This is a genomic window from Rhodococcus sp. NPDC055024, from assembly GCF_053608585.1.
Genome location: NZ_JBSGVT010000008.1, coordinates 268,681 through 292,976 on the forward strand (window position 1 = coordinate 268,681; position 24,296 = coordinate 292,976).

The following is a 24,296-nucleotide window of genomic DNA, read 5'->3' on the forward strand; positions in this document are numbered from 1 at the left end:
GGAGACTATTCCGTCAGTACTGGTGACAGCACTGGCAAAATCCCGAGCCAACTCGCGGCAGGGCGGGAACCGATCCTTGATCGTGGGCCACGAATGTCGTCACGGCGAACCGAAGGCATTTCGGTTGCAGATCGACAGGGCGGGTGTCTGCACGGGCGGTCGAGATTGGGGTGGAACATGCGGATCCTTGCGTTGCGGATGAGAATCACCCCATACGCTGTCGCTTCGTGGTGCTCCACACGACGGTTGAATTACCTGGATACATACCTGTTTTTGCCAGGTCGACCCGACCGGTCGAAATTGCACCCGCCTCGACGTCACCGAACGTCGAACGGGAGACCAGTGCATGTCCCGGTATCGGAACGTGCGCTGATCTCCCGTTCAGGTAGATCTGTTGTTCGGTAGAGCTACCGCTCTGCTGCGTGATGCGCGGCGATGTATCCGTAAACCAAGCCCTGGCCGATCGTCGCGCCAGCGCCCGGGTAAGAGTGTCCGAATGCGTTGGCCGCGGTATTGCCGATCGCGTACAGGCCGTCGATGACGCTGCCGTCCTCACGAAGCACGCGCGCTCGATCGTCGGCCTCCACGCCGCCGCAGGTGCCGAGGTCGCTGAGCGTCATCTTCACCGCGTAGAGGGCACTCGTGTCGAGCTTCCTCAGGTTCGGGTTCGGCGACACTGTCGGGTCGCCGTAGTACCGATCGTATGCACTTCCGCCGCGACCGAATTCCGCATCGCTACCGGCAGCTGCGGCCTCGTTGAACTTCTCGAAGGACTCGGCAAAAGCATCCTCGGGAAGTCCGACCTTGCGGGCAAGCTCGGCAGGACTGCTCGCCTTGTGCGCGATACCGGACTCGAAGAACGCTGGTGGAAGGGGCTGACGCGGGAAGATGCCGCCTGCGAACACATAACTGTTGCGGTACTCCTGGTCGAAAACGAACCACATGGACTCGGCAGGGTCGCCCGCCTTCTCCCTCTCGAGCACGCGCTGACCGAACGTCATGTAGTCGGTTGCCTCGTTGACGAATCGACGACCGGTGTGGTCGACGATGAACGAGCCAGGCAGCGCACGCTCCGCGAGCATCACCATTGGCGGTCGTCCCTTGATGCTCGCCACTGCGGGGAACCACCACGACTGATCCATCGAGCCGATACCCGCGCCCAACTCCTGGGCAGCCTCGATCGCCTCGCCGATGTTGCCCTCTGCGCCCAGGCTCTCGTGCTCTCCGAGGCTCTCCGACTGGTACTTGTGACGCCATTCCATGTTGTGGTCGAACCCGCCGGCGGCCAGAACGACACCGCGGCGGGCCGTCACCGTCACCTCGCGACCGTCTTGCACGACGATCGCACCGGTCACGCGGTCGCCCTCGGTGACGAGCCGAACCAACGACGTTTCCGTCCACACCGGGATACCTGCTTGCACCACACCGGCGAACAGGCCCGCTGCGAGCGCCTGACCGCCGGCGATGTATTCGCGCTTGAGGACGTACTTACCGTAAACGCCCTGCGCCAAGCGGCGGATGATGCGCGGAAAAGCCTTGGTCGGCTTCTTCACCATCAGGTTCATCCATTTGTAGTCCGCGCCAGTGACCGGCATCGGAAGCCCGGCTTCCATCAGGCCGGGGCGCAGGCGAGCGCGTTCGGTGCCCAGTACCGACGCGTCGAACGGCTGGCACTCGCAAGTGCGGCCGGCCGCGCTGCCGCCCGGCAGTTCGGGGTGGTAATCGGAGTATTCCTTGGCCCAGAAAAACTTCATGGGCGTCGTGCGACTGAGCATGTCGACCGTGGCGGCACTGTTGTCGACGAACGCCTCACCACGTGCGGCGGGTGCCGTATCACCAACCGCCGCATGCACATAGGTCTTCGCGCGCGCAACGGTGTCGCCCGCACCGGCTTCCGCCAGTACCGCGTTGGCAGGCATCCAAAACGCCCCACCGGACCGCGCCGTCGAACCGCCAACGTACTGCGTCTTCTCCACGATCAGCGTGGACAAGCCGAGCTCGTTCGCGGTGAGGGCCGCAGCCATGCCGGTACCGGACCCGATCACAAGCAGGTCGACAGCGATGTCATGGGCTCGAGTCGCGGGGGGTGCCTGATTCTTAGCCATTGAACGAATCCCTTCACGTGGTTTATCGACGCAAACGCTAGGGCAGTCGAGACGCAGTAGGGTCCGGATGCCCATTCAGCGGGACACTGCAAGCGGGTTGACTCAACAACACCGGTCACGGTTGGCCCATTGCGGCGCCCATGCAGGGTCCCGTCGATCGCATCATCGCCAATCTCTGAATTCTCCGATTCGAGCGGATATGGTGAGGCTGTCCCTTCGATCACGACAGTGTTGGAAAGTGGCCACTGCAAACGACATTGCTGGACGAGTTCCGGGCACACGAAGAACCGAGCTGTGCGTCGGGGAATGAACAACCTGGACATTGGAGGTCTCTCGTGATGAATCTCGTTCGCCGACTGAGCGTCTGCGCATCTGTCGTGATCGTTTCGGCTCTGACGCCGGTAGCGCTCGCATCTGCAGCGGTGACCATTCCATTCCAGGTCAACCCTGCGCCGTACGGCAACCCGAACGGCAGCTTCGACGCGCCCGCAGTCCGCTGCGTAGCTGTGGTCGGCGACCAACCAGGCACGGTGACGATCACCGGCGGCAAGGAAGACCGGTGGGGATGCCTGCTCTCGTCCGAAGTGCGCTGGCTGAACCTCTCGACCGGGGCCTCCGGTTCCGCCCGACTCTCGGACGGCCTGCACGGATTCCCGGCAGAGGCGATCGTTCAGACCGGAACCGGCCACGTCGCTGTCGCTGTCCTGTCCGTCGCCGGGACGATCACCCCAGGCGTCGCATCGTTCTACGTGCCGTAGCACCCGAACTCCGAATCACGGGCGCGATGGGACCTGGGTCGTGTTTGCCGACACGTCATCCCGGTTAGCCTGAAAAGACGCTACCGAGAGGACGCTCATGACCTCGACTATGCACGAAACCGTCGCCGTAGATCCAAATCTGATCGACGTCTACAAGGACCTCCACAGTCACCCGGAGCTGGGGTTTCACGAGGGTAGAACATCCAAGATTGTCGAAAAACATTTGGCAGCATTGGGATTCGACATCACAACCGGCGTCGGCTCGAGCGGAGTCGTCGCCGTCCTGAAGAACGGACCGGGACCTACTGCGCTGCTGCGTGCGGACATGGACGCCCTCCCGGTTCGAGAAGAAACCGGCTTGGACTATGCCAGCACGGTGACGACCACCGACGATCAGGGGAAGTCCGTCTCGGTCAGCCACGCGTGCGGCCATGACCTGCACACAACCTGCCTACTCGGTGCGGCCCGAATTCTTTCTCAGGACACGTCGTCCTGGTCCGGCACTCTTGTCCTCGTCTTCCAACCGGCCGAAGAACTTGGCGCGGGTGCGCAAGCCATGGTCGACGACGGACTGTTCGAGCGATTCCCGAAGCCCGACATCGTCCTCGGACAACACGTGGCTCCGCTACCGGCAGGCACCATCGCCGGGCATGCTGGGCCCTCGTATGCGGGATCGGACTCGTTGCGTGTGCGACTGGTCGGAAAAGGCGCGCACGGATCGATGCCGGAGAACTCCGTCGATCCCGTGGTCATGGCAGCTGAAACCGTGCTCCGCCTGCAAACTGTCATTTCACGCGAAGTGCCGAGCACTGCGACGGCGGTCCTCACCGTCGGCTCCATTCATGCTGGAGATGCCGCCAATGTCATTCCCGGCGAAGCGGAACTCCAACTCAACATCCGTAGCTACGACGCCGGTGTGCGTCAACGCATCCTCGACAGCGTCGACCGCATCGTCCGGGGCGAAGCGGCCACCGCCGGCGCACCCACCCCACCGACCATCACCGAGACAGAGCACTTTCCTATCGTCGTCAATGATCCGGCAGCGCTGGACAAGACACTCGATGCCTTTGCCGAATGGCTGGGAAACAACAAGATTCTCGACCCTGGCGCAGGAGCAGGGAGCGAGGATGTCGGCATTCTCGCGACCAGCGCCGGTGCGCCGCTGTCGTACTGGTTGCTCGGCGGCACCGACCCTTACCTGTTCACGACAGGTGACATGACCGACCCAGCCCTGCGAAGCGTGCCGTCGAACCATTCGCCGCACTACGCTCCCGTGATCGAGCCGACCCTGACAATCGGCGTGAACGCCTTGGTGGTCGCGGCCAGGACGTGGCTACCAATTCCCTGACGTCATAGCGTCTCCACTGGGCTCCCTCCATGAGAATTCAAGGGAGCGAGGCAGTTTGACATTGCATGACGCTGCAGCAGACCGATCGATGGACGTGCAGGATTCGAAGTACGCGCATACCCGAGCAATGACAGTCGATCTCGAGCTTTCTTGGCGCAGTTCCTCTGGATCGTCTTCGTCGTCATAGGCGGACAGACCGGATACTGATGATTCTGCGCGGTAAGTGGTTCCGACGAAGCTGAATCATTGCCGGTTCAACCGCACACCATCAATAGCCGCAAGTAAAGAACTTGACAAGCTTTACCCATCTCCGTCTTCGAGTTTCACACTATTTACCTCGAACAAATTCAATTCCAGATAGGCCACGCCTGACTACAAAACACCCCGAAGTATTGACGGAAACTATCAGGCCGAAGCCTCATCGCATCCAGGCCAACCCTTTGACGCACCCGGATCATAATATTCCTCGATCATCGCCGGTAAACACTGATCAGCGTGTGACTCACGGCATTTTCCGATTTACCACGGGAAATCGTGATAATTCATCACCGGCCTTGAACTGGAAGAACTGCAAAAGTCCTAGATTCAACTAATTCCAAACCGCAGGGTTCTCTTCACTTTTCGCGGCATTTCAATTGGCAATGCTTGACATCGAATTGTCTTTCGTTCTCAATTAGCGATGCCCACTGACGTGATGCTCCTTCGTGCATCAACGTATTAATTCCGCTATCGAATCCAGTGAAGGGATCAGCCGCGAAAATGACGGTTGCCGAGAGCTTGAAAGATAGGAACCTGTACTCGAACCTCAGGCGTGCTGCCGATTTGAGCAACCCATTCTGGGATCGCGCAGTCGGCGAGGGCCTGGCAGATATCACCGCCGACCGCGTCGCAGGCTTCGAACACCGGACGACCGAAGGGTACGAATTCGAGAATTTCTCCACCTACTCGTACCTGGGTCTCGACACCGACGATCGGATTCGGTCGGGTGCAATCGCCGCTCTCGAGCGCGAACGAACGTTGAACAGTTCCATCTCACGGATGAGGGTTCACTCCCGTCTCCTCGACGACACCGAGGCCGCACTGAGCGAACTGTTGGACGCGCATGTTCTCACGCTCGGGTCCGCGGCCAACGCGGCGTGGAGTCTGCTCCCCCTCGTCGCATCCGGATTGCTCACCGGCGGCGAACCTCCCCTCATGGTGTTCGACAAGAACGCACACTTCTGCCTGAATGCAATGAAGGCGAGCGTCGCCGACGAAACGACGATCGTGACCATTCGGCACGACGACGTCGATGAACTCGAAAGTCTCTGCCGCACAAATTCTCAGGTGGCATACGTGGCGGACACCGTCTACAGCACCGGTGGAAAGGCACCGCTGAACGAACTGTTCGCATTACAGGCCAAATACGGACTGATCCTCGTTCTCGACGAGGCGCACAGCACCTCGGTCCTCGGACACAACGGCCGTGGTGCAGTACTGGATCTCATTGGCAGCTTGAATGATCGAACATTCTTGCTGACATCGCTGAACAAGGGATTCGGCGCTTCCGGCGGCGCGATCGCACTCAGCCGCACCAGTGGCAGCCGAAATCGTGATCTAGCACTTCGCTACGGCGGCCCACTCACGTGGTCACAACGTGTGAACGTAGCCGGGCTGGGCGCTATCGCAGCGTCCGTGGAACTTCACCACAGCGGAGAGGTCGACAAGCGCCAACGGCGACTGCAAACGGTTGTGGAACAGTTCGATTCACTCGTCGACACGCCGGCATCGGGCGATGGCCTCCCGATCCGGTTCGTCACACTCCACGAGGAAGAAAGAACCATCGCTGCAGCAAAGGAACTGCTGAAACGCGGTTTCTACACCTCGGCTGTCTTCTTTCCGGTCATCGGTCGAGGCAAAGCCGGGCTGAGATTGATGCTTCGCGCGGACTTGCCTTCGGCAACGATCGAGCGTTTCGCCGACGTCCTACGAAGTGTCACCGAATGAGCGAAGGCCGCACTGTCGCAGTGACACCGCTGGCTTGTGCCGTCGTGTTGACAGCACAGATGGCGACGACCATCTATCTCCCTTCACTGCCGAAGATCGCCGCGGATTTGGGCATCGCGGATTCCGTCGTCAAGTGGTCGGTGACTTTGTTCGTGATCAGTGCAGCACTACCGGTGGTCGTGTGGGGGCGGTTGGCCGATCGCCTCGGGCGTAGGACCGCACTGCTGTCCAGCTTGGCCCTGTTCGTGATCGCCTGCGTTGCTCTCGTCTTGGTCCAGAGCGCCGCCGTTCTACTGATCGGCCGGATCGTGCAAGGCATCGGGGCCGGAGGCGCGGCCATCGTCGTGCGAATGATGGTGAAGGACAGGTTCACCGGTTCGGAGCTGGCCAGTCGATTGTCACTGTTGTCGATGGCATTTGTGGTGGCGCTGGGCGGTGGCCAACTGATCGGCGGTGCACTCGCGTCGTTCACCTCGTGGCGCGCCGGATTCGGAGTCCTCGGGGCGTTCGGCGTAGCACTGGCTGCAGTGGCGGTGAATACCGAGAACACCACGGTCCGCGACAACAACGAACGCGTCGTTCGGTGGAATGCCATAGTGCTGACACCCAAGTTCTACAAACCGGCCATTGCGGGAGGTTTGGGTTTCGGCGCGATCGTCCTGGTTCAGCAATCGAGTCCCTTCCTGTTCAGCGATCGATTCAATTTGCAACCGTGGGCGTTCGGCGCCTTCGGAATCCTCTACGGAGCCGCCTACTTCGGCGGCGCGTTGTACGTCAACCGCAGGGCCACGGCCGTTGGTTCGGAAAAGCTGATGCGCAGAGGTGCGCTATGCATGCTGGTTGCGGGTCTCGTCCTCATGCTCTGCTGGTATCCCCCGCTTGGTTCCATTCCGTTGCTCGTCGTCTTCCTGATCGGTTACGTCGCATTGACATTCGGGCAATCGCTGCTCTTCCCGAACTCGGCCGCATCAGCAGTGACACATTTCGCGGAAGGTGGAGCCATCGCCGTGGCTTACTGCGGCCTCGTGCAGCAGGGGATTGCCGGCATCGCCTCCGTCGTCGGACCTCTCGCGTCCGACGAACGCGTGTGGTCGGCAATCATCGCACTCATCACCGCAGCAGCGACGGCTCTCGTGTTCTCCCTCCGTACAGCTTCCTCCGAACCGACAGTAGGTACGTCCCATGCCCGTCATTGAACGCACCGCACAACTCGACCCCGGAACCCGGGAGCAAAACTTGTTGGCTTACAAGACTATTCGTGAGCGAGTCGCGGGCGCGCAACACTTGTCCGTTCACGGAGCACCCGAGCGGTCCGTCGCCAAGCATCGTGCTCGCGGCAAATTGCCCGCTCGCGAACGCATCGACGCTCTTCTCGACGTGCAGTCCCCATTCTTCGAGATCGGCCAACTGGCCGGATTCGAGGTGTACGACGAGCAACTCCCGTCGGCCGGTCTGGTTACGGGAGTAGGTCTCATCCGCGGCTCACTCTGCGCCATCTTCGCAAACGACGCCACTGTCAAAGGCGGCACCTACTACCCGCTGACCGTCAAGAAGCAACTGCGATTGCAAGCTGTCGCCCGTCGACTGAGGCTGCCGTGTGTCTATCTCGTCGACTCGGGAGGTGTTTTCCTCCCCATGCAGGATGAGATATTCCCCGACGAGCACCATTTCGGCGAGATGTTCAAGAACATCGCCGAAATGTCGGCAGACGGAATCGTTCAGATCGCAGCCGTCATGGGCTCTTGCACCGCAGGAGGTGCGTACATCCCGGCGATGTGCGACGAGACCGTCATCGTCCGAGGCACCGGCACTGTCTATCTCGGTGGTCCTCAGTTGGTCAAGGCTGCTACCGGTGTCGACGTCGAACCGCAGGAACTCGGCGGTGCCGACGTGCACGGGGTGATCAGCGGCGTCGTCGATCACATCGCCAACGACGACATCGAGGCACTGACAATGATCGCCGACATCGTCGCCCGAGGTGATCGACGGGAAGTACGGGCACCGTCACGATCTCCGCGACCGCCTCTCCACTCCCCCGAGGCGCTCGACACGGTGATCCCGGCTTCTTCCAAAACACCTATCGTCGCGCGCGACATTCTGGCCCACCTACTCGACGCGAGCGAATTGGTCGAGTACCGAGCAAATTACGGCCGAACCATCGTCTGCGGCACAGGCCACATCGAGGGGTACACCGTCGGAGTCGTCATGAACGACGGGGTGCTCTTTTCGGAGGACTCCCTCAAAGCCGCCAACTTCGTCGAGCTGTGTTCACAGCGAGATATCCCACTGTTGTTCCTGCACAACGTCAACGGATTCATGGTCGGGAAGCAGTACGAAGCGGAAGGTATCGCCAAGCATGGAGCGAAACTGGTCAACGCCGTTGCCTGCGCGAGAGTTCCCAAGCTCAGCATCGTCATCGGTGGAAGCTATGGGGCGGGAAACCTCGCAATGTGCGGACGCTCGATAGGCCCTGACTTCATGGCCGTGTGGCCGAACGCCAAGACAACCGTGGTTGGTGCGGAACAAGCAGCATCGGTGATGGCCTTGATGAAGATCGAATCTGCGCGCACACGCGGAACTCCGCTCACAGAAGAGGAAATAGAGGAAATCAAGCGGCCGATCCGTGAAGGTTACGACCGGCAAGGGGAATCGGTTTACGTTGCGTCCAGGCTGTGGGTGGACGCGATCGTCGACCCGGTCGACACGCGATCCTGGGTTTCGCTCGCACTGTCCATGCTTCCCCGCAATCACGGAACAACGCGCTTCGGCGTATTCAGGATGTGAGCACAATGACTCGACTTCTCATCGCCAATCGAGGTGAAATCGTCACACGCATCGCGCGAACAGCCCGCCGCCTGGGCATGTCGGTAGTGACGATCTCCTCCCCCGTCGATTCACACGCACAGTGGCATCGCCTTGCCGATCACACGGTAATCCTGGACGGAGACCTTCCGTCTGAGTCCTATACCAATTCGGATCAAATCATTGCGGCCGCCCTCGGCGCCGGGTGCGATGCCGTGCACCCGGGCTACGGATTCCTTTCCGAAGACTCCGATTTTGCTACCGCAGTCGTCGCTGCAGGGTTGATATTCGTCGGTCCGGCCGCTGAATCCATCGCAATGCTCGGCGACAAGGCGAGGGCGAAGAAGGCTGCCGCAGATGCCGGCATTCCGACGCTCAATGCGTGGGGTGAGGCAAGTGCCGATCCCGACATCATCGTCGGTCATGTTCAGTCTCTCGACGTTCCGGTGCTGCTGAAACCGGTGTTCGGTGGCGGAGGCAAGGGGATGGTCCGCCTGCATCCGGGTGATGATGCCCGTGAGGTCATCACCTCCGCAATCGGGTTGAACAAAAGGAACTTCGGTCGCGGCGACCTCATGATCGAGACACTGGTGGAGCGTCCGCGTCACGTCGAGGTGCAGGTGTTGTTCGATTCCTACGGCACGGGAGTTCACTTCTTCACCCGCGAATGCTCACTTCAGCGTAGAAATCAGAAGATCATCGAGCAGGCACCGGCTACTTCCGTGCCCGAATCAGTCCTGGGTTCCATGCAGCACGACGCTCTCCGTCTTCTCGCAGGCGTCGGTTACGTGAACGCGGCCACCGTGGAATTCTTGGTCGACACCGAAAACCGCTACTACTTCCTCGAAGTCAACACGCGCCTGCAGGTCGAACATACAGTCACCGAAGAAGTGACGGGCGTCGATCTCGTCGAACTGCAACTTGACATCGCCCTCGGCGCGCGCTTGCCTCTACAGCAGCGCGACATCGCACTGCGAGGCTTCGCGGTGCAAGCGAGAATCTACGCCGAGGATCCGTCCAACGGGTTTCGGCCCGCACCTTCACATTCCGTGAAGGTCTCCTGGCCGTCGAAGGTCCGCGTCGACAGTGCTTTCGAGGGCGTCGGCGCCATTCCGCCGTTCTACGATCCGATGATCGCAAAGGTGATAGCGCGGGGGCTGACACGGTCAGCGGCGCTGGAGTCGTTGGACCGAGCTTTGGCCCATGCGAGTTACTTCGGCGGAGCCTCGAACATAGGCTTCCTCCGATTACTCTTGGCGACAACGGCTGTGCGCACGGATGACATTCACACTTCCTTCGTCGACGAGCACCTCACTCGATTGGTCCCGGATTCGGAGCAACTCCAGGCCACCGCCGCTGCTGTTGCGATGGTATGGACTTCGGTCGAGGAACAGTTGCCGGTCACTACGTCGTCCTGGACCGGTGCTCACGGACTACATCGAGCCGCATTGCGCAAAGCGGGATCCGATCCGATCGGACGCGAACTAGTAGCTGACGGCCGAGTCGTAACGACAACGGTCATCTCACAACGACGCGACCAGTGGATTGTGGACGCCGACGGCCGGAACATTTCCGTGCTCGTCAGAGGCGGAACCGAAAAAATGACCCTCAGTCTGGTCGCCGACGGATTGGCAACCACCGCTGGACGTCTCGGAGTCGGCACCGGCGCGTGGGTATGCGTCGGCGGTTGGACCGTTCCGGTGAGCGAGAAGATCTATACAGCAAAGGATTCCGAATCCGGGGACGGAGAGATCACTTCGAAGATGCCGGGAACTGTACTGGCTGTACTCCAGACTGGAACACGGGTATCGGAAGGTGATGTCGTTGCGGTCGTCGAAGCCATGAAGATGGAGACTGCCCTCCGCGCGTCCTCTCCTGGGACAGTCTCGGCGGTGAGTGTGACGGTAGGAGACGTCATTGATGCCGGGCAAGTACTGGCAGCGGTTGCGCCGTGACCAAGGATTACCGCGATCGTACGGCCATCATCGCGAAAAGAACTGCTGGAAAGCATCTTTCATGACTTCAACAGGGGGTGGCGAGCGGGACTCGGTGATCGTATCCGCCCACGAACTTTGCAAATTGATTCGGTTGGGCCAGGCACCGGTCGTCATCACAGTTGTGCGCGAACAGACAACGAGTGCATCCGAGATCGTGAGTTCACCAAATCATGTCACTTTGTCGATCAGGGACTTTCAAGGCGAAGGTGGTGGAACTCGCGGAGATCGCCCCTTGCCTGATCTCGACATCCTCACGAAGACTCTCACAGATCGACACATAGGGGCCGACGCAGACATCGTCGTCTACAGTCCCGACGGCCCGCTGCTGGCCGCGCGTGCGTGGTTCACTTTGCACTGGGCGGGAAGGTCGGTGCGCTATCTGGACGGCGGAGTGGCGGCGTGGCTGGCTGCGATCGAGCGGCAGACAGACGCGGACGGTCCGATAACCAACGCGCCGATTCGTTCTGTAGAAGTATCACCGGCCGACGCAGACGATGCCGCGCGCGCGGCAACGACCGGCGTCTTGCTCGATTCTCGCAGTCCGAGCAGTTTCCACGAACAAGGCCACATTTCCGGAGCACTATCAGCACCTGCTCTCGATGTACTGGACGAAAGCGGTTTCCTGCTTCCCGACGCCGAGCTGCGAGAGCACTTCCGTCAGTTCGGGATCGAGAGCGATACACACGTCGTGTCCTATTGCGGCGGCGGAGTTGCCGCTTCGCACAATGCACTGGCGCTGGCCGCGATCGGCATCAGCTCCGCGGTCTACGTCGCATCGTGGTCGGGGTGGAGCGCCGACCCTGAACGACCCGTCTCCACTCGCATCCATCACACACCAAGGAATCCAGAGAAGCGATGACACGACAGATGATCCTCGGCGCCTACATGGTGTTCCCGAGCATGCACAGTGCAGGGATGTGGCGACATTCCTACTCGGAGAATTCCTTCGAGGACAGACAGTTGTACGAGCGATACGCACAGGCGGCCGAACGAGCAAAATTCGATCTGATACTGATACCTGAGCGCGTGCACTATGTCGACGGCCACACCAAATACGGTCTGCTGACCGGCTTTCAACATGATCCGACGCAACTTGCGGCGGTCGTGGCCGGCGCGACGAAACGAATTGGTCTCGGCGTGACGCTTTCGGCTAGTTTCAACAGTCCGTACAACTTGGCGAGGACCCTCGGCAGCCTCGACATACTCAGCGGCGGACGCGCAGCATGGAACATCGTCATGACGGCACCTGGCCCCGCGAACGACAACTTCCCCGAGGTCGACCGACTGCCCCGAGAGGAGCTGTACGAACGCGGAGACGAGGTCCTCGAAGCTACCACCGCACTTTGGTCGTCGTGGGAAGAAGATGCGGTTCTGGCTGATCGCGACAGCGGAATCTACGCAGATACGAGCAAGATTCATGCCGCCGATTACAAGGGCAAGTACCTGTCGGTACAGGGACCACTCACCCTGCCGCAATCACCTCAAGGCCGGCCGGTCTTCATCCAGGCGGGTGAATCCGCCCGAGGGCGCGAGTTCGGTGGGCGGTGGGCTGATCTGGTCTTTGCGATCGACCCGTTGGAGGAAGATCTTCGGGCGAAGCGCACGGCAATTCGCGGCTACGCGGAAGAGGCCGGACGCGACCCTGATTCGGTCCGCCTCATCGCCGCTGTGCAACCGATAGTCGGCGAGACGTCGAGCATCGCGAAGGAACGGCAGGAGTATCTGCGATCCCTTATCCATCCGGATGCAGCAATCGAGTGGGTCTCCCACTCCGCAGGGCTCGACTTGTCGCAGTTCGATCCGACCACTCCGATTGCCGAGGTCCTCAACCGCGGTAAGGGCCCCTCACGTCGATTGGCACGCCTGATCGAATCCCGAAATCTCACCATCGCCGAAACCGCAGAGTTGTTCGCGCGCAATGATCTCACTCCCGAAATAGTCGGCTCGCCGCAGGAGGTAGCCGACGAGTTGACCCACCTCTTCGAATCAGGAGCGGCCGACGGCTTCATCCTCACCGCGACGCACTTCCCCAGAGGGCTTGACGACTTCACCAGTTCTGTTGTGCCACTGCTGCAAAAGCGGGGCGTGTTCCGGCGCGAATACACCGGCACGACCCTGCGGTCCCACATCTTCGATTCCACTCGCACTTCCACACGATGAACGGAACTCGGTCCATGACGACGTCGCGGTTTTCATCCATACAGATCCGAGTCGCCATCCTGGCGTCGACGCTTGCAGTTGCGACGGGTTGCAGCACTGCAACACCAGCTGCGAGCGCCGACTCCAAACCCACTTCAGGGGGCGATCTGACCTTTGCGATCAATACTTTTCCACCGTGCATCGACAAGACGTTGAACGGTCAGACCGCTACTGCGTTCCATCCCCTGTACGACAAACTCGTCGACCAGAACCTGGACACCGGGGAGATCGTGCCGTGGTTGGCGACGTCCTGGGAGGTCCAGAACGACGGTCGACGATTCGTCTTCGCTCTCCAGGACGGCGTGACCTTCAGCAACGGCGAGCGTCTGGATGCGCAGGTTGTCGCGGACAACTTCGAAAGCCAGAAGAGACTGGGAGACAGTGGCTTCGCGACCACTGCGAAGTCACATCTTGCAAACTTCACTGGAGCGGAGGTACTCGACGCTTCCACTGTCGCACTCAATTTCTCGGAACCGTCAGCGGGTTTCCTTCAAGCCGCACGCTCCGACACACTCGCCATCATCGCTCCGGAATCCTTGAAGAAGACGCCCGAAGAACGCTGCGCCCAGGGCGTTATCGCCTCGGGGCCGTTCGTGCAGAAGGAACTGGAGACCAATGCGAAGGTCGTTCTCGCTCGACGCGACGGCTATCGCTGGGGATCTTCACTCAACAAGAACAAGGGAGAGGCATATCTGGATTCGATCACCTTTTTGGTCGTCCCCGAGTCCTCGGTGCGGATCGGTGGCTTGACGTCAGGGCAACTGGACGCCGCGATCGACATTCCGAGCACAGACGTCGACCGCACACAGGCCTCCGGACTCACTGTCATTCCGTCAATAGCTGCCGGCATCAACGATTCGCTCTTGCTCAACCCCACGTTTGCGCCAGTGCTCGCGGACCTGAACGTGCGGCGCGCGTTGGTGAAGGGCATCGATACCCAACAGATCATCGACACCACTTACACACCGAGTGACGAGATTGCACGAAGCATCCTGTCGGTGAAAGCGCCTGGATACACTGATCTCTCGTCCGACTACACGTATGACCCGGAGGGTGCGAAGTCGCTACTGGACGCCAGTGGATGGACAGTCGGCGGTGACGGACTTCGCACGAAGAGCGGTGAGAAGTTGACCGTGGAGTTGGCGTACCGCAACCACCTCCCACAATCGCAGTTCGAACTGATCCAGTCTCAGCTGCGTGACCTCGGCGTCGCGGTGAACTTGCAACCTCGCTCAACTGCCGAGGACAACACTGCACGAACCGACGGCACATGGGAATCGATCTACTTCCAGAGTTTGCGTGCAGACGGTGACGTACTGCTGGTGTTCAGCCCCACTCTCGGCTCGACCAAAGGCATCGCCTCGACGCCTGAACTGAATGCGTTGCTGATCAAACAATCTCGAACCGTAGATGTCGATGCGAGGATCGGCGTGCTGAAAGAGATTCAGGAGTTGATTGCCGATCAGGCATTGGCAATCCCGTTGCACGCCTCCTCGTTGATCTTCGCGACGACTCCCGCAGTTCACGGCTTGCGTATCCAGGCCGATCTCTACTCGGTGGACTTCGTGGATACCTGGAAGAACTAGCTCGCACTTCGTCAACACATCAGCCTGTTTCGACAAAACCTCTTTATGGAAGGAACCCCATGTTCACCCGCCCTCGCTCCGCGACGCTGTTGATCGCTACCCTGGCCACAGTTGCCCTCCTGGGTGCCGCTTGCGGAAGCCCAGATGAACAATCGACTGAGCAGCACTCCGGTGCAACAACATCCGGCATAAACTTGTCTGCCGAGCAGAACAGAATCACCACCGAGAAGGTTGATTCGATCGCAGCGAAGGTCCCCCAGGAGTTCCGAGACCGCGGCACGATCCGCATCACCGGCAATGCCGGAACCGCTCCTCCCTTGCGCTTCTACGCCGACGACGACAAGACAGTCATCGGTTCCGAGACCGACTTCGCGTACTTGATTGCCGAGGTGCTCGGGCTGAAAATCGATCTTCAGGTTGCGGATTGGGCGCAGAATTCGGTGCGGATCGATTCGGGAGATGCTGATGCATTCGTCTCGAACGTGACGGTCACCGAGGAACGCAAGGAGAAGTACGATTTCGCGACGTACCGCCTCGACACTCTCGCTTTCGAGGTCAGGAAAGACAAGAACATCTCGCTCGACAAACCGCAGGACATCGCCGGGCTGAAGGTCGGTGTCGGCGCCGCCACCAATCAGGAAGCGTTGCTGGTGAAGTGGAACGAGGACAACGTGGCGGCCGGTCTGGCTCCCGCTGAAATCACCGTGTACCAGAAGACCACTGACTACTACCTTCCCCTCTCGTCGGGTCGAATCGACGCATACTTCGGTCCGAACCCGTCATCCCAGTTCCACGCCGCCCAGACCGGTGAGAACGAAGTGATCGGTCAGTTCTCCGGCGCTGGAGAGGCTGCGTTGGGCCAGATCGGTGTATTGGTAAAGAAGGACAACGGATTGGTTCAGCCGATCAGTGAGGCAATCGATCATCTGATCGAAAACGGCACGTACGCTCAGGTCCTCGAGCGCTGGAAGATCACCAACGAAGCAGTGGACAAATCACTGGTCAATCCGCCTGGCCTCCCGAAGACGAACAAATAGGGAAAGGCGCGCTCAAACTCGTCTCGGGGCGACTATCTCGCCTGAACCGCGAGATCGACGGCGGACCATCGTATGCCTCGCCCGCTCCGTCGACCCGAGACCGTGCGCAGCGTGCTCCACCGACTTCATCGCTTCATCGAACATCGCCACACCCTTAATTTGTTGGGGTGAAGCCGATTGCTTACGAGTTCGGTGTGGCAGCCCCAGCGGACACGCAGTACCAGCTGTCTCCAAGATGATTCGAATGCTGAACTGGGAAGAACGCAGCAAGACAATGGAATCCGACCCAGGTGGTCAACCGAGTGCTAGCTTGGAGTTCCCGATTCAGGTCAGAGCAGGAGCTTCATCCATGAAACTGGCAGAGGCACTCGCGCTACGCAGTGACACCACTCGCAAGGTTGCGCACTTGCGCGAGCGGATCGTCGACAATGCACGCCACCAGGAGGGAGAAATTCCCGCCGAAGACGCTGCCGTCCTTCTCGAAGAGCTGACGTCAACTCTGAGCGAACTCGAACGGTTGATGCGCGCGATCAATCGAACCAATGCGCAGGCAATCCTCGGAAACGGCACTGTCACAGATGCACTCGCCCATCGAGATGTGCTGCGCCTGAGACACTCTGCAGTCAATGCCGCTGCGGACGCCGCGTCCGGGCGCGAAGAGCGAGGTTACGGTCGTCAACTCCGATCAGAATTGGTCTATGTCGCGGCAGTTCCCGTCACCGAACTTCGGGCAATCGCGGACGACCTCGCCCGCGAGATTCGTGAGGTCGATACACAGATTCAACGAACGAACTGGGAGGTGGATCTGATCGAGTAAGCACGGCAGCGTTGGAGCAGGTAGTCGTTCGGCGAAGCGAGCACACACCGCGACCGGCGGTCTATCCGGTCACCTCTGAGCGCGGCGGGCAGCGCACATACACATTGCAGCCCTGCACGTTGTACAGGTAAAAGTGCACTACGCACACATCACCACCACGTGCTGATCGTCGATAGACGAGGGCGGGTTCGGGGCATCCAGCACTGTCGGCGACTGCAGGTCGGTGCGTCTTCGATTGGGATGCAGGATGCGCCTCAGTAGCGCGAATAGTGCTGCATCTCCTCGCGATCTGCAGCGCAGATGCACTTTCGATCGAGACCGCGGTCGGCAGTCACTGCGCAGAAGCGAACTCCGAGCGGATCGTGGGATTCCATACTGTGCTGACACGCCGGGCAGATCGACGGCGTTTCCTGATCCGCGTCAGTCGACTCGGATTGCCCTCGTGCATTCGACACATCGGACGGGTTCGACGCCATACAGGCGCTCCAGTTCTCGGCCGTTCGACCACAGACCGGGTTGGCGTCGAGGACGACATGGCTTGACCGCGCATATTCGAATGACCCTCGACGTACCCCACGCTACTCGCTTCGGCACACCGGTTTGTACCAATTTCTGCCCACGCGACAATCCCGGTCGAGCAGGATAGAACTACTGCACGCACCATTTCCGTGCAGGATTCGAATTCGTGCAACATTCGTCGCGAAAGGGCTTCTCGTGAACACTTTCCAACGTGTATCCGCCGCCGTGAACGTAGTGGTCCAACCGCTGATCGGCGCTCCGATCGTAGGCAAACTACTCGGCCGTTCGATGACCGTCATCACCTACGTCGGCCGCAAGTCCGGTCGCACCTTCAGCGCGCCCGTGTCCTACAAACGAAAAGGCGACCATGTGACGATCGGGGTTGCCATGCCGGACAAGAAGAGTTGGTGGCGCAATTTCTATCCGGAACATGGTCCGATCGTTCTCCAACTGGACGGTATCGATCGCCCCGGCGAGGCACTCGCACATCGAAAAGGCAAGGGTGTCTACGTCTCCGTCGAACTCGCTCCCGTCGACTGAGCGGATCGAACAGACACCGGCACAATCACATTCAGCGCACACCCGCTACCTCACGAGATCGGGGTGATTCAGATCTCGTGACGGTCGGGACCTTTGGCTCTGTGCAATCGAGACTCGGTCTCGCACCCTTCGACGCGGGTTTTTTGTCGGCCATCGGTCGGACAACCCGATCCTGTCGGGACATTACCGTCCGGTAACATCGACGACAGGCGTGAGCTGGAAGAGGTGACCACCGTGACGATCGGCATCTATCTGGTCGACGACCACGAGATCGTCCGTCGTGGATTGGCAGACCTGTTGAATCAGGTATCGGGATTCAACGTCGTGGGCGAGGCGTCGTGTGTTCGCGAAGCCTCGGTCGGGATACCCGAATGCCGACCCGACGTGGTTGTCATGGACGTCAGGCTTCCCGACGGCAACGGTGTGGAACTGTGCCGAGAACTGGCGTCGACCTATCCGAACGCGGCGACGTTGATGCTCACGTCCTACTCCGACGACGATGCCCTCCTCGACGCCCTGATCGCCGGCGCACGTGGATTCGTCCTCAAGAACATTCGCGGCCATGACCTCGTTTCGGCGATCCGTACGGTTGCTACCGGCAAATCGCTGTTGAATACGCAGGCGGTGATCGGTTTGGTGCGGCGCATCCGATCCGAGCAGGAATCGGGTACTGCGGCGGCCCTGTTGACCGATCAGGAACTATTGATCTTCGAGTTGATCGGCAAGGGACTGAGCAATCGAGAGATCAGCACGCACGCAGAGCTCTCGGAGAAGACAGTCAAGAACTACGTCTCACGCATCCTCGAGAAACTGGGCCTCGAACGCCGAACGCAGGCTGCAGTCTTGGCAACAAAGCTTCGCGCAGGCACTTCTCACCCGGATCCTTCGGGCCAGGCGACTACTCACCTGCTGACGCCGTCAGGCTCGCCCTTCTCCGCGACCACGGGCACGCACCATGCCAGGTAGCCGCGACGCTCTCATGCTCAGCCTATTCGGCGATATCGCTGGAAGCGCCGAGCTGGCTGCCCTGAACCCGAGTGCGATTCCCAAACTGCTGAGCGCCGTGTTGACTGTCGGATCCACCCTCCAGCTCGACGAAACCCTGCAACAGATAGTCGACGTCGCGCGTCATCTCCTCGAAGCGGACTACGGAGCGCTCGGCGTGAAGTCGCCCGACGGGCGCTTGTCGCGATTCATCCACTCGGGTTTGGATCAGGGCCAGGTTGCCAAGATCGGGCACCTTCCCGAAGGGCACGGACTGCTGGGCCTGGTCGTTCAGGAACCCTGCCCTGTTCGAACCGACCACATCTCCTCGCATCCGTCCTCGGCAGGGTTTCCGACCAATCACCCACCGATGGACACGTTTCTCGGCGTTCCGATCTTTGTCAGGGGCGAAGTGTTCGGAAGCATCTACCTCGCGGACAGCTCGGACCGGGCTGCATTCGACGATCGCGACGAGGCCGTGCTCCAGATACTGGCAAACGCTGCGAGCATCGCCATCGACAACGCGCGCCTGTTCGAGGAATCCCGGACGCGGGAGGCCTGGCTCAAGGCAGTCGCCGCCGTCAATGCACGTCTTCTCAGTGGCGGATCGCGCGACGAGACGCTGGCCGAACTGGTTCGGACGACGAGGCATCTCACGGATGGAAATCTGGTGTGCGTCGTTCGCTACGACCTGGGCAGAGAGCCAGTAGTCCACGTCGCAGATATTGCCGATTCCCAGCCTTTCGCCGCGACCGGCTCTGCCGTCAATCTGTCCGGGACCGTGATCGACGACGCAGCGCGCAGCCGGCGACCGATCTCTGCACCACAGGGCAGTCCCGTTCCGGCACTGAATGTTTCCGGTGACGAATCTGTGATCGCACTCCCCCTCTCCGGAACCTCGTTCGGCGGCGGCGTTCTCTTCGCGTCACGCCGCAGCGACCGCCCATGGGGAACAGAGGAGATCGAGCAACTGACGGCAATGGCAGACATCGCCTCTGTCACTGTCGAATTCGCTGAACAGCAACGAAAGGAAAGACTGATCGACGTGCTCGAAGATCGTGACCGCATCGCGCGTGACCTCCACGACCACGTCATTCAACAGTTGTTCGCCACCGGATTGAGTTTGCAGGGAGTACTTCAACGTCCAGGCGACGAGGCCACCGTTCGAACCGTTTTGGACACCTCTGTCGATCAACTCGACCGGACGGTCCGCGAAATTCGCACCGCAGTCTTCGACCTCCACACGAGCGAGATGTCCACTCCCACAAGCCTACGGCGGCGACTCCTCGACGCCGTCAACGGCCTGTCCGGCCACTCGCCGATCACTCCCAGCGTCACTTTCGAGGGAACCATCGACAGTTCCGTCCCGGCTCGACTAGCCCCGCACGCCGAAGCCGTTGTGCGCGAAGGCTTGAGCAATGCTCTGCGACATGCCCATGCCGATGCCATCGACGTCACCATCCGTGCCACCGAGGAGCTTGTCATCAGCATCGTCGACGACGGTGTGGGTATCGACCAGGCAACCAGAATCCACGGTCTCGACAACCTTGCGACCCGCGCTCGTCAGTGCGGAGGCTCGAGCAACATCACCAGCGAGAACGGTGTCACCGAGTTGGTGTGGCGCGTTCCGCTGAGCCGAAGGCCGAGCCTGTTACCGAGTCACGATCGTTGAGCGTCAGAGCGGAGATAGTCGAGCCTTGAGCAGACAAAACTCATTACCTTCTGGGTCCGCTAGGACATGCCACTGCTCCTGCCCTGTCTGGCCGATGTCAGCCGGGCGCGCACCGAGACCCAGTAGTCGTTCGAGTTCGGCCTCCTGATCGCGATCGGTAGCGTTGACGTCGATATGCAGGCGAGGCTTACCCTTCTCCGGTTCGTCTCTGCGACTGAGGATGATCGTCGGCTGTGGACCGCCAAAGCCTTCGCGTGGGCCGATCTCCAACGAACCGTCGTCCATTCGATCGAGCACGACGAAGTCCAGGACCTCGCACCAGAACCGGCCCAGCACCTCGGGTTCCCGGCAACCGAGCACCAGTTCACTGATGCGACACGCCATGACGATCTCGCTTTCTTTCCGCCCGTGAAGACAACTCTCTCGACCGTACCGGACCACGTGATCTACGCCATGCCTCTGTTCCGATCCTAGGGACCTTTTCCCCTCGTCCGAGTTCCCGGTCGCCACGATCATTGCGTTATGTTCCACAGTCCCAGGCATTCTCGGTATTTCGTCACGTCGATTCTCGTAGGCGGCCGTCGTGGTTGATCTAGCACCCCGGCCGGTAGGTGAGGTCGATACGCACGCCGATGCGATTCCCCGAACCGCTCCGAAGGGTTCGAAACTGGTCGAGATCCTCAGGACCACCGATCACAAGATGATCGGCCTGATGTACATCGTGACATCGTTTGCCTTCTTCTTGATCGGCGGACTGATGGCGCTACTCATGCGCATGGAATTGACCGTTCCGGGAATGCAATTCCTGTCCAACGAGCAGTACAATCAGTTGTTCACCATGCACGGAACGATCATGCTCCTGCTGTACGCGACCCCGGTCTTCTTCGGATTCGCCAACTACCTCATGCCACTGCAGATCGGGTCGCCGGATGTGTGTTTCCCGCGACTCAACGCATTCAGCTACTGGCTCTATCTCTTCGGCGGCCTGATCGCCTCCGCCGGATTCGTAACACCTGGTGGTGCGGCAGATTTCGGCTGGACCGCTTACGTGCCGCTCACCAGCGAACTCCACTCCCCCGGCATGGGCGCCGACCTGTGGATCATCGGTCTCACGCTCGGCGGCGTCGGCACCATCCTCGGCGCAGTCAACATCGTGTCGACGATCGTCTGCCTGCGTGCCCCTGGGATGACGATGTTCCGCATGCCGATCTTCACGTGGAATGCGCTGGTCGCCAGCATGCTGATTCTCCTCGTTTTTCCGCTGCTCGCTGCTGCCTTGATCGGGCTGTGGGTGGATCGTCATCTGGGTGCGCACCTGTTCGACCCCGCCACCGGTGGAGTCATGTTGTGGCAGCACCTGTTCTGGTTCTTCGGCCATCCCGAGGTCTACATTCTGGCGCTGCCCTTCTTCGGCATAGTCTCGGAGATCTTCCCCGTCTTCAGCCGCAAGCCGATCTTCGGATATACCGGGTTGGTCTACGCAACGCTGGGAATTGCGGCACTGTCGATCGCGGTGTGGGCACACCACATGTACGCAACCGGCGCCGTTCTCCTCCCGTACTTCTCGTTCATGACCTTCCTGATCGCAGTTCCCACCGGAGTCAAATTCTTCAACTGGATCGGAACGATGTGGAAGGGGCAGTTGACCTTCGAATCGCCCATGCTGTTCTCCGTCGGCTTCCTGGTCACATTCTTGTTCGGCGGACTCTCCGGCGTGATTCTTGCCAGCCCGCCCTTGGACTTTCATGTCACCGACTCGTACTTCGTCGTCGCACACTTCCATTACGTCCTCTTCGGAACGATCGCCTTCGCGACATACGCCGGAATCTATTTCTGGTTCCCGAAAATGACCGGCCGGATGTTGGACGAGAAGCTCGCCAAGATTCACTTTTGGTTGACCCTGATCGGCTTTCACGCAACATTTCTCGTCCAGCATTGGCTCGGCGCTCAGGGTATGCCTCGGCGGTACGCGGACTACCTGCCGTCGGACAATTTCACTCTTCTCAACACGATCTCGACCATCGGCGCGTTTGTGCTCGGAGCCTCGACGATTCCGTTCATCTGGAATGTTTTCAAGAGCTACCGCTACGGCCGAATTGTGACCGTCGACGATCCCTGGGGGTTCGGAAACTCGCTCGAATGGGCGACGTCCTGCCCGCCACCGCGACACAACTTCACCGAACTCCCCCGAATCCGCAGTGAGCGGCCCGCATTCGAACTGCACTACCCCCACATGGTCGAGAGAATGCGCGACGAGGCGCACGTCGGACTGCTTGGCCACAAGTCGGTTTCCGAGGTAAACACCAAGGTGAAACAACATGAATGACGGCACGAAGTACCGAGCCTGGGCAGAAAAGCAGCAACACGAACGCCGAGCGAAACCCGGCCATCTTCTCGCCCCGTTGCTTGTGCTCATGTTCGCTGTCACGACGCTCGTGTGGTTGCCCCTGACGACTGCCGCGTGCTCGATAATCGTCGCAGGATTGCTGTTCGGCACTGTCCTGCAAGCTAGTTCGCATTCAACAGACACAGCTCGAGGAGTTCACGATGAAGCCCGAACTATCGACTGACCTCATCACCTCGGAGTGGTCCGCGGACGGAGCGGTGGTCGTGTGCATCGACGGATCCCCGCTGCGCCCCGACGTGATCACGTGGGCGGCCGAGTTCGCGCATCGCCACAGTCTCTGGATGCGAATAGTTTTCGTAGCCCCGTTCACCGCCGATCCGAACACCTCGGCGTCACCGACCGGCCTGTTCATGGAAGCCATTCAGATCGCCGAGTCGGTGTCGCCAGATCTTCGGATCCGGACCGATCTGATCTCCGGGGAGAACACCGCAATCCTCACCGCGTTGACGTCCGAGGCCGCCTTGATCGTCGCACCACAGGACGATCCCGCCGCACCTGGACCGACATGTTCGTTCGCAAGAGTCGGAACACCGCGTGAAAGCAGCGCTGCGGCAGCCTTGCCGGTTGTCGTCGGTTTGGACGGAAGCGCCTACAGCGAAAGCGCTTTGGCAATCGCATTCAAGGAAGCCGACGCAGTGAACACCGAACTTATCGTCGTACATGCTGCCTCACCCGAAGCCGAGCTGCGTCGAGACTTCGCATCCGGGCACGCGCCCCAGCACCCGACGCCGCTGACGTGGCAACTGTCAGGTTGGGCCTCGCTCTACCCTGGCGTCACCATCCGTCAGATCGAATTCGACGGCCCTTCGGTAGCGATTCTGGAACAACTCTCCACCGAGGCAAGGCTTCTCGTCGTAGGCCGGCGTGGTCGAGGCTCGTTCGACGACGCCGGTCTCGGCACGACGAGCAGTGCGATGATTCGAAAAGCTCAGTGCCCGGTCATCGTTGCGAGCGAAGCCTGAATTTGTTCCTCGCTCGGTCAGAAACCGTAACTGTGGATGGGTGCGAGCTGACCGGCGTGATGGGCTTCGATCACGAAACGCTCGTGGTCGACCAGCTTCTCCGGGAGTTCGTCAACCGGCCACCACCGCAGATCTGCAGATTTCAACGGTTCCATCCGGCGTGGTTCACCGGACCACGTACGGCATTCGTAGAAGAAATCGACTCGATGATCCACCGACTCTCTTCCTTCCGCATGGCGGCGATGCAACACGGTCAGCGGTTTCAGTTCCGAGGAAAGCAACTCGACGCCAAGTTCTTCCGCAGCCTCCCGAATGGCAGCGTCGAGTGCCGACTCCCCCAGTTCGACGTGTCCCGCAGCCGCGTGAGCCCAGTATCCGTCCATGAATCCCGTGCCCTCGCGCAATTGCAACAGCACCTCCGGGCGTTGTGCCAGGTTGCTTCGACAGAACATCACGTACACCGCTGGTACCAGCGCAAATTGATCGGCCACACGACCACGCTATCGTGCGCGTGAAATGACGGCGCCCCCCGAGAACAAGCTCGCGGGGCGCCCTCGACGATAAGCTGGATCAATTT

The 24,296-nt window shown here is 60.3% G+C and carries 20 protein-coding genes; 16 read left to right on the forward strand and 4 right to left on the reverse strand.

Annotated features, from left to right (window positions below; genetic code table 11):
- Positions 1-407: 407 nt before the first annotated feature.
- Positions 408-2,105, reverse strand: coding sequence for a 3-ketosteroid-delta-1-dehydrogenase (locus ACWF6P_RS19065; protein WP_452622070.1), 1,698 nt, complete (start codon positions 2,103-2,105; stop codon positions 408-410).
- 338 nt (positions 2,106-2,443) lie between these two features.
- On the opposite strand from ACWF6P_RS19065, the gene ACWF6P_RS19070 reads away from it, so the two are divergent.
- The 11 genes from ACWF6P_RS19070 (at position 2,444) to ACWF6P_RS19120 (ending at position 16,635) form a co-directional block, all read left to right on the forward strand.
- Entirely contained in the window at positions 2,444-2,863 is a 420-nt protein-coding gene (locus tag ACWF6P_RS19070; RefSeq protein WP_452622071.1) for a hypothetical protein, read from the forward strand.
- A gap of 97 nt (positions 2,864-2,960) precedes the next feature.
- Positions 2,961-4,211: an amidohydrolase gene (locus tag ACWF6P_RS19075; protein WP_452622072.1), complete on the forward strand. Its 1,251-nt coding sequence runs from the start codon at positions 2,961-2,963 to the stop codon at positions 4,209-4,211.
- Positions 4,212-5,033: 822 nt separating this feature from the next.
- Entirely contained in the window at positions 5,034-6,197 is a 1,164-nt protein-coding gene (locus tag ACWF6P_RS19080; protein WP_378635222.1) for an aminotransferase class I/II-fold pyridoxal phosphate-dependent enzyme, read from the forward strand.
- The gene (locus tag ACWF6P_RS19085) at positions 6,194-7,393 is read left to right on the forward strand and encodes an MFS transporter (RefSeq protein WP_452622073.1); all 1,200 of its coding nucleotides are present in this window, start codon (positions 6,194-6,196) and stop codon (positions 7,391-7,393) included. The genes ACWF6P_RS19080 and ACWF6P_RS19085 overlap by 4 nt, the downstream gene beginning before the upstream one ends.
- Positions 7,380-8,981, forward strand: coding sequence for a carboxyl transferase domain-containing protein (locus tag ACWF6P_RS19090; protein WP_452622074.1), 1,602 nt, complete (start codon positions 7,380-7,382; stop codon positions 8,979-8,981). The genes ACWF6P_RS19085 and ACWF6P_RS19090 overlap by 14 nt, the downstream gene beginning before the upstream one ends.
- 5 nt (positions 8,982-8,986) lie before the next feature.
- Positions 8,987-10,954 (forward strand): acetyl/propionyl/methylcrotonyl-CoA carboxylase subunit alpha, encoded by a 1,968-nt coding sequence (locus ACWF6P_RS19095; RefSeq protein ID WP_452622075.1) that lies wholly within the window; start codon positions 8,987-8,989, stop codon positions 10,952-10,954.
- A gap of 220 nt (positions 10,955-11,174) precedes the next feature.
- Positions 11,175-11,855, forward strand: a complete 681-nt coding sequence (locus ACWF6P_RS19100; protein ID WP_452622076.1) for a sulfurtransferase — start codon at positions 11,175-11,177, stop codon at positions 11,853-11,855.
- Positions 11,852-13,156, forward strand: coding sequence for an NtaA/DmoA family FMN-dependent monooxygenase (locus tag ACWF6P_RS19105; protein ID WP_452622077.1), 1,305 nt, complete (start codon positions 11,852-11,854; stop codon positions 13,154-13,156). The genes ACWF6P_RS19100 and ACWF6P_RS19105 overlap by 4 nt, the downstream gene beginning before the upstream one ends.
- 14 nt (positions 13,157-13,170) lie before the next feature.
- Complete coding sequence (locus ACWF6P_RS19110) at positions 13,171-14,781, forward strand: ABC transporter substrate-binding protein (protein WP_452622078.1); 1,611 nt, start codon at positions 13,171-13,173, stop codon at positions 14,779-14,781.
- 59 nt (positions 14,782-14,840) lie between these two features.
- A complete protein-coding gene (locus ACWF6P_RS19115; RefSeq protein ID WP_452622079.1) occupies positions 14,841-15,818 on the forward strand; it encodes an ABC transporter substrate-binding protein in 978 nt (325 codons plus the stop codon).
- Positions 15,819-16,167: 349 nt separating this feature from the next.
- Positions 16,168-16,635 (forward strand): DIP1984 family protein, encoded by a 468-nt coding sequence (locus ACWF6P_RS19120; protein WP_378535709.1) that lies wholly within the window; start codon positions 16,168-16,170, stop codon positions 16,633-16,635.
- Between the two features lie 254 nt (positions 16,636-16,889).
- Here the strand turns inward: ACWF6P_RS19120 and ACWF6P_RS19125 are convergent, their stop codons facing one another.
- A complete protein-coding gene (locus ACWF6P_RS19125; protein WP_378535707.1) occupies positions 16,890-17,111 on the reverse strand; it encodes an RGCVC family protein in 222 nt (73 codons plus the stop codon).
- Between the two features lie 238 nt (positions 17,112-17,349).
- Here ACWF6P_RS19125 and ACWF6P_RS19130 point away from each other — a divergent pair, with 238 nt between their 5' ends.
- The 3 genes from ACWF6P_RS19130 to ACWF6P_RS19140 all read left to right on the forward strand — a co-directional run bounded on the left by ACWF6P_RS19130 (position 17,350) and on the right by ACWF6P_RS19140 (position 20,350).
- Complete coding sequence (locus tag ACWF6P_RS19130) at positions 17,350-17,694, forward strand: PNPOx family protein (protein WP_378535705.1); 345 nt, start codon at positions 17,350-17,352, stop codon at positions 17,692-17,694.
- A 234-nt stretch (positions 17,695-17,928) separates the two neighbouring features.
- Entirely contained in the window at positions 17,929-18,660 is a 732-nt protein-coding gene (locus tag ACWF6P_RS19135; protein WP_378535703.1) for a response regulator transcription factor, read from the forward strand.
- A 13-nt stretch (positions 18,661-18,673) separates the two neighbouring features.
- Positions 18,674-20,350 (forward strand): GAF domain-containing sensor histidine kinase, encoded by a 1,677-nt coding sequence (locus tag ACWF6P_RS19140; protein WP_378535701.1) that lies wholly within the window; start codon positions 18,674-18,676, stop codon positions 20,348-20,350.
- 3 nt (positions 20,351-20,353) lie between these two features.
- Here ACWF6P_RS19140 and ACWF6P_RS19145 read toward each other — a convergent pair whose 3' ends face one another.
- Positions 20,354-20,734: a VOC family protein gene (locus ACWF6P_RS19145; RefSeq protein WP_378535699.1), complete on the reverse strand. Its 381-nt coding sequence runs from the start codon at positions 20,732-20,734 to the stop codon at positions 20,354-20,356.
- 199 nt (positions 20,735-20,933) lie between these two features.
- Between ACWF6P_RS19145 and ctaD the strand changes: the two genes are divergently transcribed.
- Both ctaD and ACWF6P_RS19155 read left to right on the forward strand, forming a co-directional pair.
- Positions 20,934-22,676, forward strand: coding sequence for an aa3-type cytochrome oxidase subunit I (gene ctaD / locus ACWF6P_RS19150; RefSeq protein WP_378648471.1), 1,743 nt, complete (start codon positions 20,934-20,936; stop codon positions 22,674-22,676).
- Positions 22,677-22,897: 221 nt separating this feature from the next.
- Entirely contained in the window at positions 22,898-23,719 is an 822-nt protein-coding gene (locus ACWF6P_RS19155) for a universal stress protein (RefSeq protein WP_452622080.1), read from the forward strand.
- Positions 23,720-23,736: 17 nt separating this feature from the next.
- On the opposite strand, the gene ACWF6P_RS19160 is transcribed toward ACWF6P_RS19155, so the two are convergent.
- Positions 23,737-24,210, reverse strand: coding sequence for an NUDIX domain-containing protein (locus ACWF6P_RS19160; RefSeq protein WP_452622081.1), 474 nt, complete (start codon positions 24,208-24,210; stop codon positions 23,737-23,739).
- Between the last annotated feature and the right edge of the window lie 86 nt (positions 24,211-24,296).